Annotated in this window: 11 protein-coding genes; 5 read left to right on the top strand and 6 right to left on the bottom strand. The window is 43.5% G+C overall.

All coding sequences use genetic code 11. From position 1 onward, the window contains the following. Positions 1-51 precede the first annotated feature (51 nt). Positions 52-2,709, bottom strand: coding sequence for a bifunctional diguanylate cyclase/phosphodiesterase (locus tag MMG82_RS07205; protein ID WP_241406672.1), 2,658 nt, complete (start codon positions 2,707-2,709; stop codon positions 52-54). 538 nt (positions 2,710-3,247) lie between these two features. Here MMG82_RS07205 and MMG82_RS07200 point away from each other — a divergent pair. After that, entirely contained in the window at positions 3,248-5,668 is a 2,421-nt protein-coding gene (locus MMG82_RS07200; protein ID WP_047534842.1) for an ATP-binding protein, read from the top strand. A gap of 80 nt (positions 5,669-5,748) precedes the next feature. Here MMG82_RS07200 and MMG82_RS07195 read toward each other — a convergent pair whose 3' ends face one another. Beyond that, a complete protein-coding gene (locus MMG82_RS07195; RefSeq protein ID WP_047534840.1) occupies positions 5,749-6,816 on the bottom strand; it encodes an alkene reductase in 1,068 nt (355 codons plus the stop codon). Between the two features lie 129 nt (positions 6,817-6,945). Here MMG82_RS07195 and MMG82_RS07190 point away from each other — a divergent pair, with 129 nt between their 5' ends. Next, the gene (locus MMG82_RS07190) at positions 6,946-7,527 is read left to right on the top strand and encodes a TetR/AcrR family transcriptional regulator (protein ID WP_047534838.1); all 582 of its coding nucleotides are present in this window, start codon (positions 6,946-6,948) and stop codon (positions 7,525-7,527) included. Between the two features lie 100 nt (positions 7,528-7,627). Here the strand turns inward: MMG82_RS07190 and MMG82_RS07185 are convergent, their stop codons facing one another. Together MMG82_RS07185 and MMG82_RS07180 are read right to left on the bottom strand one after the other, a co-directional pair. Continuing rightward, positions 7,628-7,852: a TIGR02922 family protein gene (locus MMG82_RS07185; protein ID WP_037420886.1), complete on the bottom strand. Its 225-nt coding sequence runs from the start codon at positions 7,850-7,852 to the stop codon at positions 7,628-7,630. Between the two features lie 323 nt (positions 7,853-8,175). Then, complete coding sequence (locus MMG82_RS07180; RefSeq protein WP_047534835.1) at positions 8,176-9,744, bottom strand: methyl-accepting chemotaxis protein; 1,569 nt, start codon at positions 9,742-9,744, stop codon at positions 8,176-8,178. 383 nt (positions 9,745-10,127) lie between these two features. Here MMG82_RS07180 and MMG82_RS07175 point away from each other — a divergent pair, with 383 nt between their 5' ends. The 3 genes from MMG82_RS07175 to MMG82_RS07165 all read left to right on the top strand — a co-directional run bounded on the left by MMG82_RS07175 (position 10,128) and on the right by MMG82_RS07165 (position 13,342). Next, on the top strand, positions 10,128-10,850 hold the full coding sequence (locus MMG82_RS07175) for a YebC/PmpR family DNA-binding transcriptional regulator (protein WP_037420892.1): 723 nt from the start codon (positions 10,128-10,130) through the stop codon (positions 10,848-10,850). Between the two features lie 609 nt (positions 10,851-11,459). Next, entirely contained in the window at positions 11,460-12,602 is a 1,143-nt protein-coding gene (locus tag MMG82_RS07170; RefSeq protein WP_156143153.1) for a histidine kinase, read from the top strand. A 44-nt stretch (positions 12,603-12,646) separates the two neighbouring features. Continuing rightward, the gene (locus MMG82_RS07165) at positions 12,647-13,342 is read left to right on the top strand and encodes a response regulator transcription factor (RefSeq protein WP_050991362.1); all 696 of its coding nucleotides are present in this window, start codon (positions 12,647-12,649) and stop codon (positions 13,340-13,342) included. 64 nt (positions 13,343-13,406) lie between these two features. On the opposite strand, the gene raiA is transcribed toward MMG82_RS07165, so the two are convergent. Then, on the bottom strand, positions 13,407-13,763 hold the full coding sequence (gene raiA, locus MMG82_RS07160; RefSeq protein ID WP_023266557.1) for a ribosome-associated translation inhibitor RaiA: 357 nt from the start codon (positions 13,761-13,763) through the stop codon (positions 13,407-13,409). A gap of 266 nt (positions 13,764-14,029) precedes the next feature. Then, positions 14,030-15,598: a PAS domain-containing methyl-accepting chemotaxis protein gene (locus MMG82_RS07155; RefSeq protein ID WP_037420899.1), complete on the bottom strand. Its 1,569-nt coding sequence runs from the start codon at positions 15,596-15,598 to the stop codon at positions 14,030-14,032. Between the last annotated feature and the right edge of the window lie 20 nt (positions 15,599-15,618).

Raw genomic sequence — 15,618 nt, 5'->3', positions numbered from 1 at the left:
CAGTTTACGATCGCGCCTTTAATATCATGCTTATCGGTCACAGCCACACCACTACTTAGGTTTGGTAAACAATTCCGCTTCAGTAAAAAAGGCCTCAACATCCGCTGGTAATTGTGGGCGGCTAAAGAGATATCCCTGTGCTTGGTCGCAAAAATTTTGAGTTAAAAACTCGGCTTGCTCGGTGGTTTCTACCCCTTCCGCAACAATATCTAATTTTAAGGCATGACCAAGGGCAATCACAGCTTTAGCTATCGCGGTATTGTTGGTATCGAAGGGAATGTCTCGTACGAAAGACTGGTCGATTTTAAGCTTATGAATTGGAAGTTTTTTCAAATAATTCAGTGATGAATAACCCGTACCAAAATCATCGACCGAGAGCTCAATGCCCAAATCACCTAACAATTTTAAATCACGAATCGCGACATCCGGATTATTCATCATCACACTTTCCGTCACTTCAAGCTCAAGGCACGTTGCAGGTAAGCCTGTTTGCGTTAGGATACGTTTCACGTCCTCCACAAAGGAACCACGTTGCAACTGCTGTCCTGCGACGTTAACCGCAATGCGGCCAAACTGTTTACCGTCAGCCAACCAACGCACACCTTGCTGGCAAGCCGTTTCAAGCACCCATAAACCAATATCGTAAATTAAGCCAATTTTCTCGGCGACGGGAATAAACATCCCTGGGGAAATTTGTCCTAAAATCGGATCGTTCCAACGCAATAGCGCCTCAACTCCAACGGTTTTGCGGGTCACCAAATTTAATTTGGGTTGATACATCAAATACAGAGAATTTTGCTCAAGTGCACCATAAAGCGCACTCTGCAACTTTAAATGCTCGATCGATTCTTTGGTCAATGATTCAGTGTAAAAGGCATAATTATTTCGCCCCTCACTCTTAGCGCGATACATGGCGGCATCGGCATTGCGTAGCAGCGTATCAGCATTACTACCATCACTTGGGTAAAGGGAAATCCCCATACTGGCGGTAAGGCGTAAATGATCCCCGGTGCTTACCACAAAAGGCAGATCAAATACTTGGCGCAATTGGTTAATTGCCGCTGTAGCATCCTCATGGCCTTGAATGCCGGAAATCAGCGCCACAAACTCATCGCCACCAATACGTGACAACACATCTTGCTCCTGTAATTGGCTGCGAAGACGTTTAGCCAGTTCCACCAGCATTTCATCGCCAATACTATGACCAAAACTGTCATTAATGTGTTTAAACAAATCCACATCAATAAAGACTGTCGCTAGTTGGGCATTAAGTCGTTTCGCATGCCTGAGTTCTTGCTTAAGCTGCATCATCAGCTTCATGCGATTCGGCAAATGAGTCAGTGGGTCAAAATAAGCTAAATGAGCAAGTTGCGCTTCACTCTGTTTTTGAGCGGAGATATCAGCGAAAACTGCGACAAAATAGCGGATCTCCCCAACCTCATCGTAGATGGCGCTAATAGTGATATTTTGCGGAAAAATAGTGCCATCTTTACGTCGATTCCAAATTTCACCATTCCACTTACCAGCATCGAGTAAATGATTCCACATGGTTTCAAAAAAAGCTTTATCGTGACGGCCGGAATTAAATAAGCGTGGATTTTGCCCAAGTAACTCTTCTCGCGAGTAACCTGTAATCTCGTAAAAGGCACCATTAACATCGGTAATATTACCGTGCCTATCAGTCACGACTACACCTTCAAGGGAGTGTTTAAAGACATTGGTAGCGAGGGTAAGTTGTTCTTCCACTTCTTTATGTTTAGAGATATTACGGGTCATGCCTATCACGCCCGCCAGTTCACCCTCGGGCGTTAAGGCGGGGATTTTAAGGGTCTCTAGCCATAAGTGTTTATTTTGATTCTCACCATCTAAACATTCGGCAACAATAATTGGCGCCCCAGTATCAATAGCAAGTTTGTCACCATTAAGAAAAATATCCGCAATCGCTTTGCCAAATAACTCTTCGTCCGTCTTGCCAATAATGTCACTGCGGGGTAGCTCCCACGCATTTTCAACACTTTGGTTGCAAATGGTGTAAACACCGTCGGTATTTTTGACCCAAATATGCTCTTCAAAACTATCGATAAAGGTCTGCAAGTCAATAACATCCATCGACTTCGCATCACCGCGCAAGGCGGCCATTTGCAGTCGTTGGGCCCTGTGCAACTCACTCAAATTAAGCTGTAGGCTATTAACCGTTAGGGAAGCGAGTTGCAGTGCCTTATCATCTAACTGTAAAGGAGTATGATGATATAAACAAAATACCCCGAAATGCGCTCCAGAATTCCAGATGATAGGCAAATAAATTAAGCTTCCAAGTCCGGTATCACGCCATTTTGGCGTTGATTTTACATCAGGGATCAAGGCTTGCTTGAATGCAGCAGCATGACGTACATCCAACGGAATATTAACCTGATGATGGCTAAAGGTACTTGATTCGTTGAAGGGATAATGGGAAGCGGAGCGAGTGGATGGGGTATTAACTTTAGGTGTCGCATGTTGATAGAGGTTTAAATGAGCTTTATGATTAAAATGCCGAACCAGAGCTTCTATATCAACAAGTTGGCACCGTTCAGACTGAATTAACTGACGATATTCACCCGCTGCATTCGCAGTTAAAATCACCGCATGCGACTGAGTGATATTGGCGACTAACTGTAAGTCGTTTGCCCAATCTGTTAACTGCTTTTGTGAAATTGCAAAATCAATCATAAGCTTGCTAACTATAGCCTCTACAATTCCATGTTAAATAAGGACAACAAGCGCCCCCCCCTAAAAAACACTACACCGACAACAATACCCACCCACTGTCTTAATAAGATCTGAGCCTAGGCTGAAGTACAAAACCAGTACAATCCCACCCTCAATTGACAGATATTACCGCAGACACTCAATCATCGTCATTCACTAATACATAATTATTTGAGTTATTAGCAGATTAGTTTGTTTCAGATAACGAAATTTAAACACCATTATCGCCAATAGACTCACTCTCGATAAAGGTTAGGCTCAAAGCTACTCAAAAATGAGTACGTCAGTAAAAGCTTAGCAATAAAACATTTGAATAAAAATCAAACATCTTCATCTTCGTTTTGCAAGCAAAAATTCACGCCTACAAACAGGGCAGAATCCCAAGGTATAGCCCCCTCGCATAAGGATTGTTTAAGTAGAAATTACCGTCTTTTCATTGACAATAACATTATCCTATTGTCTACAATGGAAATAATCAGAAAGAAAAACAAGGATTTTTATGCCTACCGTGCCTACAGCCACACCCGCCATCCCGTTAACGAGCCAGCAACTTTACCGAAAGTCAGAACTTAAACAGCTTAATACTGAGTGCCAATCTACAGCCCAACTCACGCCACTCGATGATATTGTTGGCCAAGAACGTGCCCAACAGGCGGTAGAATTTGCCATGGGGATAAAAGAAAAGGGCTATAACATCTATGCGATCGGCCAAAATGGTCTCGGTAAACGAACCATGATGCTGCGCTATCTCAATCGCCACGATCCCATAAAACCCGCGTTATTTGACTGGTGCTATGTGGTCAACTTTGACGATACCCGCAGCCCTAAAGTGCTAAAACTCACCGCTGGCACGGGGCAAGAGTTTAAGAAATCCATCGAGAAACTCATGCTCAAACTGGTAAGAGCATTACCCTTAGCCTTTGATAATGAAATGTATTATGCCAGAGCTGAAAAACTTAAAAGCCAACTGATACAAAAGCAAGAAGCCGCACTCACAGAGCTCAGCGAAGAGGCCAAACAAAAAAATATTAGTCTGAGCTTAACCATGCAGGGAGATTATCAAATGATCGCCCTCAATGGTGATGAACCCCATGATGAAGCCAGCTTCAGCGCCCTCACGGAAGCCGAGCGTAGTCAATTTGAAAGTAATATCAATGGGCTAGAAGTAAAACTAAGGAGCATTATTCGCCAAAACACTGAATGGGAAGAAGAATTTAGTGATACTCAGCAGGAACATGATGAACAAGTTGCCAAGGATGTGTTGATCCACTTTTTTAAGCCATTGAAGGATAAGTACAAACATCAACCAGATGTCAGAGCATTTTTAACCGGAATGCAGGCAGATATCCTAAGTAATTTAGATATTTTCCTTGAAGAAAGTGAAGAACAACTCGCCCTTGCCTACGCTTCACTTGAAAAGAAAATGCCCCGCCGCTACCAGGTCAATGTACTTGTATGCCAAGGCGAACAGAAATTCCCCATCGTGGTCGAAGAAAGCCCAAGCTACCACAGCCTGTTTGGTTATGTTGAAAACGCCACCTTCAGAGGCACAGTGTTTACCGACTTCTCATTGATTCGGCCTGGAAGCTTACATAAAGCAAACGGTGGCGTGCTGTTAATGGACGCGATCAAAGTGCTTGAACGCCCCTATGTTTGGGATGGGTTAAAGCGAGCATTGCGTTCACGCAAGTTGGATCTGAGTTCATTAGAGCGGGAAGTCTCATTGTCAGGCACCATTTCATTAGCACCGGAACCGATCCCGTTAGATGTTAAAATTATCCTGTTCGGTGACCATGAAACCTACCAACTATTACAGCATTATGATCCTGATTTCAGTGAACTATTTAGGGTAACTGCCGACTTTGAAGATGTCATGGATAGAACCGACGACTCCGAAGCCCATTATGCCCGATTTATTTCCAGTATTGTCCACGATAACAACATGCTGCACTGCGACCGTAGCGCCATTGCACGCATCATTGAATACAGCTCACGTGAGGCACAGGATCAACAGAAGCTCTCACTGCACTCTGCCAATATTGCCAACCTATTACGGGAATCTAACTTTTGCGCAAAAGCCGTAGCAAGTGCACAAATAGAAAAGCAACATGTTGAACAGGCACTTAAAAATCAAGAGAAACGCGTCTCCCGCCTGCATGACAACATCATGGAAAGCTTCGTTAATGGCACCACACTAATTAATACTCACGATAAAGTCGTTGGTCAAATCAATGCGTTATCTGTTGTTTCTACTTCAGATCATCAATTTGGTCTGCCTAATCGCATCACCGCCACGACCGCGTATGGTAAAGGAGAAGTGCTGGACATCGAACATAGGGTCAAACTGGGTGGGCGAATACATTCTAAGGGCGTTTTAATCCTTACCGCCTATTTAGCCTCTGTGTTAGGTAAAACCGCGCAAATTCCTCTCACTACTTACCTCACCTTCGAGCAATCCTACAGCGGTGTCGATGGTGATAGTGCGTCAATGGCCGAATGCTGCGCTATTATCTCCGCCATCAGTGAGTTACCCTTAAGACAAGATATTGCCATTACTGGCTCAATGAATCAGTTTGGCGAAGCCCAACCTATCGGCGGGGTTAATGAGAAAATTGAAGGCTTTTTCGATGTGTGTCAAATCAAGGGTAGAACCTCGAGTCAAGGAGTGATTATTCCCGAGTCGAATATTGCAAACTTAATGCTACGCCAAGATATTGTGGAAGCGGTTGAGCGTGGTGAATTCCATATTTGGGCGATTAACCATGTTACTCAAGCGATGACTTTACTATTAGGTAAAGCCGCTGCGATAGTGCAAACCGATGAGAGTAAACACACTGAGCACTATGCATCGGATTGCGTGTTCGGCATTGCCCAACACAAACTTAATGCTTTGAGAGCACTCAGCAAAACGAATTCATAGTCTCGATTGAACAACAGATACAAAAAGCAAAAAGGGTTAGCTTAGCTAACCCTTTTTTTACCAGCGTTGCAATCTAAACCTTAAATCAAGGTTGCTAACATCTCGTCACTATAAGCCACCAGCTCCTCGCCTTTACGCACTTTAGCAACATAATCGGGGTTAGCAATAAAGGGGCGACCAATTGCAATTAAGTCAAATTTATCCTCAGCAATGGCCTTGCTCGCCGTCTGTGCACTATAGCTGCCCACACCCACTAGCGTTTTGCCATAGTGTGCACGAACATAACTTGATGCAGAGCCGCCTAAGTAATCAAACTCCATACTGTCATCGAAAATACCGATATGCACAAAGGCCAGATCGCGTTTTTCTAACTCAGGAAGTAAATAATCAAAAACCGCACGGTCACGGCTATCGCTTGCCATATTGAAATAGGCGCCAGGGGAAATACGTAAACCCGTTCTGTCTTTACCGATACGTGTGGCAATTGCATCGACCACTTCTAAGGCAAACCGTGACATATTGGCTGGTGTGCCACCATATTCATCGGTACGACGATTACTATCATGGTGTAAGAATTCATCAATCAAGTAACCATTAGCACCGTGGATCTCAACGCCATCAAAGCCGGCTTCAATCGCATTCTCAGCCGCTTTTGCATAATCACGCACCAGCCCCTGAATATCTTCAACCGTTGCAGCTTTTGGCGTTACATAGGTCAATTCACGCATTCTTGGCACACTGCCTTCAATTTTCTGGGCAGAAGGAGCCAGCACATCACCACCACCGAAGAAATGTGGATGAGCAACACGGCCTGTATGCCATAATTGCACAAAAATCTTACCGCCATTGGCATGCACAGCATCAGTCACTTTGCGCCAGCCTGCAATTTGCCCTTGGGTAAAAATACCGGGAGTGTTTGGATAGCCTTGGGCATCAGGGCGAATAATCGTGGCCTCGGAGATAATCAATCCGGCTTCAGCACGGCGTGCATAGTAAGCCACCATATCATCGGTAGGAACCAAGTCGGCATCAGCCATGCAGCGCGTTAATGGCGCCATCAAAATACGGTTTTTTAAGGTTATAGTGTCATTAAGCTTATAGGTGTCGAATAGATTACCTACAGAGTTCACTGCATTTTCAATCGTCATTGGTTAAACCCCATTCTTGAATGTACGTTCAAGATATTACTATTTGAATGATCATTCAAGAACATTTTTGAATGTTTGTTCAAAATTAGTTAGAATCTCCGGCAAGTATCGGTAAGAGGTAAGAATGTAATGCGAAACGCAGAGTTTGATAGGGCGCAAGTACTCAGGGGAGCAATGGCGGCCTTTATGCGTAAGGGATATACCAAGACCAGCATGCAAGATCTCACCCAAGCCACCGGATTACACCCTGGATCCATTTACTGTGCTTTTAGTAATAAACGTGGATTACTCATTGCCGCTATCGAGCAATATCAACAGGATAGAAACGAGCAATTCAAGCTTATCTTCTCCAACAACCAGCCAGTGCTTAAAAATTTAAAAACTTACTTAGATAATGTCGTCGTCGAATGTATCAGCTGCGATAGCCAGCAAGCCTGTTTACTGACAAAAGCGTTAAATGAAATCGCCGAGCAAGACGATGAGATTCAACATATTATCAGTCAGAATCTCCACCTATGGCAAAACGCACTCACCGTACAATTTGAACTTGCAGCTTCTCAAGGAATGTTACAAGGGCAGCTCAATAGCGAGCAGAGAGCACAATATTTAATGATGGGAATCTATGGCTTACGAACCTTCGCCCACACCCATCCGCAGGCGGAGATATTGCAGCAATTAGCCAATAAACTGTTTGATGATGTTTGCAGATAACAGCCGAACCTGACGCTTATTTAACCGAACACATAAAGCAAAAGGACGATAAATCAACTTATCGTCCTTTCAATATGATGTTTTGCCAGTATATTTTTTCTTAACCTATATTTGCCTGTGCAAAAACACGCTCACCGAGTGAGTTCAAAATCTTACATTCACCTTCTAATACGGCAATAATGGATTTTCCTTTGCGAAAACTTGCAGGAATCATCACACGACCTGACTCGCTAACAGGTAAACCTTGTAACACCGAATTGTGCATAATTAACCCAACGGGCGCATCATAATACAAAACTGTAACAGTCGCTTGTGTTGCTTGCATAACTTTTAACTCACATTAAGCAGAATCTACTGCTATCGATCAAAGTGGCAAGAGTCTCCATTCATCTCTTATGAAAACAAAACTCAAAACTTGTTTTACCATTTAAAATCAACAAATTAAAAACTCAAAGCGATATAACTTTGTACAAAAGATAAAGACATCATCGCGCCATGAATATCACATCATTTAAGCACTTCGGCAAATAGATGCCAATCTATTTCTATTTTGTTAATCAAATCCGCGCAATCGATCACACTTAAGTAACAAGGGCAGATGAATATTTATCTACAAAATAAAAGCGTTAATTCTATATTAAACTACTGTTACTTCGCTTTAAACCCTACTCGAAAACCGCCCCAGTGTTTACCATTAACATAAATGGGTACTGACAAGTCATGCATAATCTCCCCGGTATCTCGCTTATAGGTTTGCAGTAAAACAGGATCCGTATGTGTCCCACAACGGCTGCCCGTTGGGTCATTAAATAAGCGTTTAGTGCGATTATGCACCATATCAACCTCAACTTTGCCCGTTAATGCTTGGCTAAAGCGTTTATTATGGGTTGGGAAATAACCTTTTTTATCAACGGCTCCAGCATAAATGATCTCACTATGCTTAGCTAAAATCGGTTCTTGAATCGCGGGGAAATGTTGATCGGTGAAACGGTCAAATGCTGTGGTATATTTCTGCGGCTGAGTATTGGCAATTGGCTGATATTTGGGACTAAACAACTCTGCTTCCGTAAAACTACCATTAGCTAATCCTTGCGCAAGTTTCTCTCCGCAAGCTTTTGCCGCTTCATTAGCGACTAATAGCACTTGTTGATCAAAGGTTTGAGTATCCCAATGAGACAGTGCTTTAAATATACCCTCTGTCGTTAATGACAGGGTAAACGCCTGCTCAGAAACCGTCATGCTTTGTCTTCCTGTTGCAGTCAGCGAGTCACGGATCTGCGCTACCGAGTTGCTAATCTCATTGGTGGTATGATTGTATTGCTTAAGGGAGTCCTCCATATCTCCAAGGGCATGCGCAGAACGAGTTACAGAGGTTGAGATATCAGTAAAGTGACCATCCAACTCCCCCATCGCACCGACAACATCAGCAGTTTGCAAAACCACTCGTTCCATTAACGCTGAACTTTTGTCTGTTTCAGCACGAATTTCGAGCAGCATCTTACCGATATCTTGGGTCGCTCCAGCCGTTTTTCCGGCAAGGCTTCGAACCTCATCAGCTACCACAGCAAATCCTCGCCCTTGCTCTCCAGCTCTTGCCGCTTCAATAGCAGCATTTAATGCCAGTAAGTTTGTTTGTTCCGCAACCGAATTAATGACCTCGGTGATTTTTTGAATTTGTTCAGCTTTTGACTTTAAGGCCTGCACTTGCTGAGCGGCAGTGTTGATATCAGCATTTAATGATTCGATAGCAGATACGCCCTTTTGTGCTTGAGTTCTGCCTTGCACACTCAAGCGCTCAGCCTCTTGGGTTTGGACTAAAATGCTGCTGGCATTATCACCAAGCAAAGCAGTTGTGTTACTCAATTGCGCCGCAGCCACCGCGATAGCACTCGCATGTTCACCATTGGACTCAATCGATTTATTCAATAAATCAATAAAATGTGAGACCTCAGCTGCACCAATTGCAATCTTACTGGTTTGGACGCTGATATCATGCTCAGGAGAGCTTAACCGATTGAGCCTAAGAGCATTTTCATCAGGATTTGGCGCCTTGATACTCAAAAAACGCTTAACAATCCATAATACCCACACACAAACTATCCCGCCTAAAACCAAGGCATGTGTCAAACCGGATAAGGAGATGGCATTAAGTAAAAGGCTGCCAAACACAACTAAGACTAAACTCAGTGCAATGACGATTTTATGTTGTAATTCCATATTTGTATCTCACCAAGAAAACGCACATGCAAAGTGAGAGAAGTGAGTATTCACTTGCTATCCATTGCTATTTGATTGGCCGCAGTAAGCAGAATAGACAAATTCAAACACTGCGTAGTGAGTCTATCCTTCTGACTAAATTGAACTATTCATCCTAAAACCCATAGTCTATCTTCAGCGCTCTAACGCGCTTATGGCATTAGACATTAGTATAGATTTCGCCAAATTACCCAATAAATCCTTCCTAAAATCCTCTGGCCATTTTTAGCTGACAAAATGTGGTGCTTATCGCTTTATTGACAAGAATTCCAACTCGAGTGACTGCACATACGGCAAGAAAACTGCTACTATCGGCGCAATTTTTTTGAGCTAACGAGATCAAGATGGGCAGAGCATATCAAAACCGTAAAGAATCCATGGCGAAAACAGCTGGCCAGAAAACCCGCCTTTACTCACGCTACGGTAAAGAAATTTACGTAGTCGCCAAACAAGGTGGTGTCGAGCCGGACGGCAACTTATCACTCCGTCGTTTAATCGAACGCGCGAAGAAAGATCAAGTACCAGCACACGTTATTGAACGTGCTATTGATAAAGCCAAAGGTGGTGGCGGTGAAGATTATGATACTGCCCGTTATGAAGGTTTCGGCCCAGGTAACTGTATGGTCATCGTTGACTGCTTAACCGATAACGTAAAACGTACTTTTACTGAAGTACGTCAAGCCTTCGTAAAAAACGATGCCAAACTTGGTACACCCGGTACAGTAGGCCATATGTTTGACCAGTCTGCCGTATTCGTTTTTCCTGGTGAAGATGAAGATGCCATTCTTGAAATTCTGATGATGGCTGATGTCGATGTGAATGACGTTGAAGTGGAAGATGGCATGATCAGTGTTATCGCACCACACACCGAGTTTTTCAAAGTTAAAACGGCACTGACAGATGCAATGCCTAACATCAACTTTGAAGTCGAGAACATCACTTTTGTGCCTCAAACCATGACCCCAGTGTCCGGTGAAGATGTGGCAGTATTCGATAAATTTATCGCCGCTTTAGAAGATTGTGACGACGTGCAAAACGTTTATCACAATGCAGAAATTCAAGATTAATTAAAATCTTACTTAACAAAAACGCAGCCAATGAGCTGCGTTTTTATTTGCGATCATGCATGAAATTCAATCGCAGCACACTTGGCCAAACGCGCGAGATCTCGTAGCGCGCTTCATGGAGGGACTCATCATCGCGATGAGCCATAATCATTAGGGAAAATAGTTGCCACTGCCGAAAGCGGCGCCATATCCATACAATACCCACCGACCACTAACACCTGCGAGCAACAAAGCGTTACCGCATCCGGCAATTGGTATCGCAATGCCAAGGTTACATTCCTACTTTCACTAACTCATTACCTCATAGGCTAACGACACCGCCACTCCCGCTTAATAAAAACAACGTAGCTTGGTTTTATCAAAAACGCTGCTCACATGGAGCCATTTCACTAAGAAATTGATTTAAAATAAATATATGACATCACTATATAGCTGGCGTTATTAGGCGTGGTTAATAAACCACATATCAGATAAAACTTTACAAACTGAATTAAATAAATAATTCAAATAACTTAGCGGATTAAGACTTTGCCTGCGTGATAGACATAGTCTCTTATGGAATACTTGCCTTAGAATGGATGATAAATTGTGATTGAAGGAAGCAAATAGGTGCAAGGAAATCGATTAACCAAAGCAGAAACGATGCTAATTGGTGCGGGTACCCTCACTTGGGCACTTGTCGCTTGGCTGGGATTTAATCAAGATATTCAAGCCAAGCTACCCACGCTCAACAAAAGTTGCCATATAGCACTTTATGCATTGTTTATATTATTGTTTTTATTGCTGACAATCTTCGAACATTCTCGTAAAAGTCTCAAGATAAATAGGTTTTTAACCATAGTACTTGTTTGCTGTACCCTCGGCTTAATGCTGTTAAGTGAACATTCCTTGTTACCCATCTTGCTCGTACTGTGGGCGTCACTGTTACCCGAGTTCTTTAGCCGCAATGCTGCGATAGGACAAATCCTGTTAGCCAATCTTAGCTATTACTTCATTCTGCACTCACACACCTCAAACAGTATTATCTTTAATGTTCTTATTTATATGGGATTCCAGCTATTTGCATACAGCAGTAGTCAAGCGAGATTGTCCGAGCGCGAGTCTCGCCGGATACAGGAACATCTTAATCAACAACTTATCGCCACGAGAGCCTTGCTGAGTCAAACCAGCGAGCAGCAAGAAAGGTTGAGGATCTCACGGGATTTGCACGATATTCTCGGCCACCAACTCACTGCGTTATCATTGCAACTTGAGCTATTAAGTCATCAAGCACCTACGGATCTCAAATCCACAGTCAATCAGAGTAAATCACTTGCCAAGGAATTATTAGAGAGTATCCGCGCCGTGGTTCGTGCGCAGCGGGTTAATATTGGCCTCGACTTAAAGCCTCCGCTTGATGCAATAGCAAGCCGTTTACCTAATGTTAGCTTGCGGTATAAATCATTAGTGCCGCTACAGTCGACTGAACTGGCTCAAGCCTTATTACTGGTATTGCAGGAAGGGATCAGTAATGGGGTGCGCCATGGCAAGGCCAATCAGTTCACGCTGTCGATGCAACAGCAACAAACCGAACTTATCATTCAACTTAACGATAATGGTCAAGGTATCAACCAAACCGCTTCAACAGGTATCGGGCTCAATAGCATGCAGGAAAGGTTATCAGCCTTTAATGGAAAGGTGTGTTTGCAGCCCAATGAAGATGCTCAAGGTTGTAGCCTTATTATCCGGCTGCCACAAAATACAACAATGTAAAAGACATCCCAACAAAACGGGTTACAAGGAATAAGTCGCTACTTATGGAAAAACTTCAATCGGCAATCACAACTGATAACCCATCTGCACCTCACTCTATCAAGGTGGGATTAGTGGAAGACCAACAGTTAGTTCGTCAGGGGATCGCGAGCCTGATTGCCATTTCTCAGCATATCAAGGTGACTTGGCAGGCCGAGAATGGTCAAGAAGCACTTAGGCTGCTGGAAACTGAAGCCGTAGATTTACTATTAAGCGATATTCGCATGCCAGTGCTCGATGGTATTAGTTTGCTAAAACAGCTTCGCGCCGCACAAAATCCCTTACCAGTAATAATGTTAACCACCTTTGATGACAGCGAATTGTTTTTAAATAGCTTACATGCCGGCGCAAATGGCTTCTTATTAAAGGATGTGTCTCTGGATAAGTTACTGCATGCCATTGAAACGGTTGCCAAAGGTGAGTATCTAATAGAACCTTCAGTACTTGAACAGATGCAGCACCTATCTCATGCATCTCTATCTCCTGCACCTCTCAACATTGCAACTCAAGCGTTGTTATCAGCTCGCGAGCAAGAGATTTTACGCTATATGGCGGGAGGGTTTTCCAATAAAGAAATCGCCGATGCAGTATTTTTGGCCGAAGGAACCGTGAAAAACCACGTTTCAACCATTTTGGCTAAACTCAATTGCCGAGACCGTACTCAAGCAGTACTAAAAGGCTTACAAATCGGCTTAATTTAGAACGGGCCCACCAACGAAAAAGGGCCTTAAAGGCCCTTTTCAATGCAATCACTGCCGCGAAAAACTAGCGTAAATCCATCTCTTGGATAATTTCATGGGCAATAGGTGGCGTTGTGCAGGTCGGCTTTTCATGTAAATCGGCCTTTAACTGACCTTTACGGTGTTTTAGTGCAGCATCCAATTTTTTAGCTGCTGCAGCAATCGCGGGGTACATGATTTCATCCGTACCTGAGGCGGAGATGCGACTGCCTTCGTAATTTGTTCGAATTTCAACCTGAAACTCGCCATGCTCCTTAGCAATAATGATATCGAGCCCAATGAGAGTGGGGAAATGAGTGGCGATTTTTGAAAACTTTTCGTTAACGTGTTCTTTGACAGAATCAGTAACATCGACATGGTGACCAGAAAGATTAATTTTCATAGGTTGTCCCTTTTAGTGTCTTTACTTTTTTTTCGCTTCACTATTAGAGCTTGGGGCATGGCAAATAAAACACAAGCCCCCTAGACAAATATTTCGAATGAAACAGGTATTAGCAGCAGCTAAATGTGAGGCTCATCAAAGAAATAGCACAATACGGGAACGTTAAAATAAATTAACTGGTTGATTTATAACCGACAAAAAAAATAAATTAACTGGTTGATTTATAACCGACAAAAAAAATAAATCAACCAGTTGAATGCCAAGTGCTAATACTTACGCTGCACGCTTTGTTGCCAGAATTGCTGCGATAGGTGATGAGTTTTTGTCGATAAGCGCGAAACCTGCTCGCCCCTTGCCGCCGCATCTTGAGTCTGCTCTAAACTCTGCTGTGCCAAATCGCTGATCACATGGATAGCACGACTAATTTCCGCCGCTACAGATGTCTGTTGAGTCATTGCTGCGGCATTGTCATCACTTAAAGAGTTGATCCGAGCGATAGAGGATAACAACTCACCAAAAGCCACACTGGCATCCTGTGCTAAAGAGACTGAGCGCTTAACCTGCTCCTGTCCGGCCGTCATCGTCGATGTCGCTTTTTGCGTGCTGTCTTTAAAGCGACTCACAATTTGCTCAATTTGTGAAGTTGACTGACTGGTTCGGCTAGACAATTGCCGCACCTCATCGGCAACGACAGCAAATCCCCGGCCAGTCTCCCCAGCCCGTGCCGCTTCAATTGCCGCATTAAGCGCCAGTAGATTAGTTTGGTCGGCAATAGAGCGAATAACTTCTAACACTTGATAAATCGCTTGGCTATCCTGCTCTATGGTTTGGACGACATCTGAAAAATGGCTCACCTGTACACTCAGTTGATGGATAGCTTCGATAACAGTTTCAAGCCGTGAATGGCCGCGCTGTGCAGCCTCATGGCTGGAGACCATTTCAGATGCCGTGCGATGGATATTATCTGTTACCTCAGCAAAACTGGCACTCATTTGTTCCATAGCCGTTGCCGCCTGAGTGGTTTGCACGCTCTGACTATCGGCATGCTCCCAGGTATTAGTGATGGTTTGTTTGAGATTGACGCTCTGCTCTTGTATTTCACTTGCAGAATCCGCCATCCGGCCAACAACCCCACCGATTTCAGTAATTAAAAACCGCAGAGCCAGATCAATTTTCCCGATTTCATCCTGTCTACCGGTATAAATCCCCATCGCGACGGGATCATCAATAATATGAGTAGCAACGCTAACTAATGCTTGTAATGGTTGCATAAGCTTGTACCACAATACCCAAGCAACTAAAGCCCCCACAAGTGCGGCTAATAAAGGGGAGTAACATGCCAAAAACGCCGTCGCCGCAATAGCTAAAAACATGGAGGATAGAATTTTCCCCCGAAATCCTAATCTATCTTTTTTTAATGCTTTAGGTTGTTTACCTTGATTAATGCCTTGATAAACATCTTCAGCTGCTCTGATTTGCTCAGGTGTCGCCTGGCGACGTACTGATTGATATTCATGAATTTTGCCATCTTCATATACAGGTGCAACATAGGCATTGACCCAATAGTAACCGCCAGTTTTGGTCTTGTTTTTGACTATGCCCATCCAAGGTTTGCCGCTTTTAATTCTATCCCAAAGCATTTTAAACGCAGCGGCAGGCATATCCTCGTGACGAACGATATTGTGAGGACTCCCTTGCAACTCAGTAACGCTATATTCACTTATCTGCGAAAAGGTTTGATTAACGTACTTAATATTTCCTTTCAAATCGGTCGTAGAGAGTAGGATTGCGTTTTCAGATAGGTGTTTTTCACCTTTTTTTGAATGTGTTTGCATAGGGATATCAAAATGACTCC

This window comes from Shewanella sp. MM_2022_3, from assembly GCF_022557375.1.
Taxonomy (GTDB): Bacteria; Pseudomonadota; Gammaproteobacteria; order Enterobacterales; family Shewanellaceae; genus Shewanella; species Shewanella xiamenensis.
Note: the sequence above shows the minus strand (reverse complement) of the source record. Positions and strands in the feature narration are given on the sequence as shown.

Excerpts from the sequence above, each read along its gene's own strand:
- MMG82_RS07205 (WP_241406672.1), bottom strand. The coding sequence starts at position 2,709 with ATGATTGATTTTGCAATTTCACAAAAGCAGTTAACAGATTGGGCAAAC.
- MMG82_RS07200 (WP_047534842.1), top strand. The coding sequence starts at position 3,248 with ATGCCTACCGTGCCTACAGCCACACCCGCCATCCCGTTAACGAGCCAG.
- MMG82_RS07195 (WP_047534840.1), bottom strand. The coding sequence starts at position 6,816 with ATGACGATTGAAAATGCAGTGAACTCTGTAGGTAATCTATTCGACACC.
- MMG82_RS07190 (WP_047534838.1), top strand. The coding sequence starts at position 6,946 with ATGCGAAACGCAGAGTTTGATAGGGCGCAAGTACTCAGGGGAGCAATG.
- MMG82_RS07185 (WP_037420886.1), bottom strand. The coding sequence starts at position 7,852 with ATGCAAGCAACACAAGCGACTGTTACAGTTTTGTATTATGATGCGCCC.
- MMG82_RS07180 (WP_047534835.1), bottom strand. The coding sequence starts at position 9,744 with ATGGAATTACAACATAAAATCGTCATTGCACTGAGTTTAGTCTTAGTT.
- MMG82_RS07175 (WP_037420892.1), top strand. The coding sequence starts at position 10,128 with ATGGGCAGAGCATATCAAAACCGTAAAGAATCCATGGCGAAAACAGCT.
- MMG82_RS07165 (WP_050991362.1), top strand. The coding sequence starts at position 12,647 with ATGGAAAAACTTCAATCGGCAATCACAACTGATAACCCATCTGCACCT.
- raiA (WP_023266557.1), bottom strand. The coding sequence starts at position 13,763 with ATGAAAATTAATCTTTCTGGTCACCATGTCGATGTTACTGATTCTGTC.
- MMG82_RS07155 (WP_037420899.1), bottom strand. The coding sequence starts at position 15,598 with ATGCAAACACATTCAAAAAAAGGTGAAAAACACCTATCTGAAAACGCA.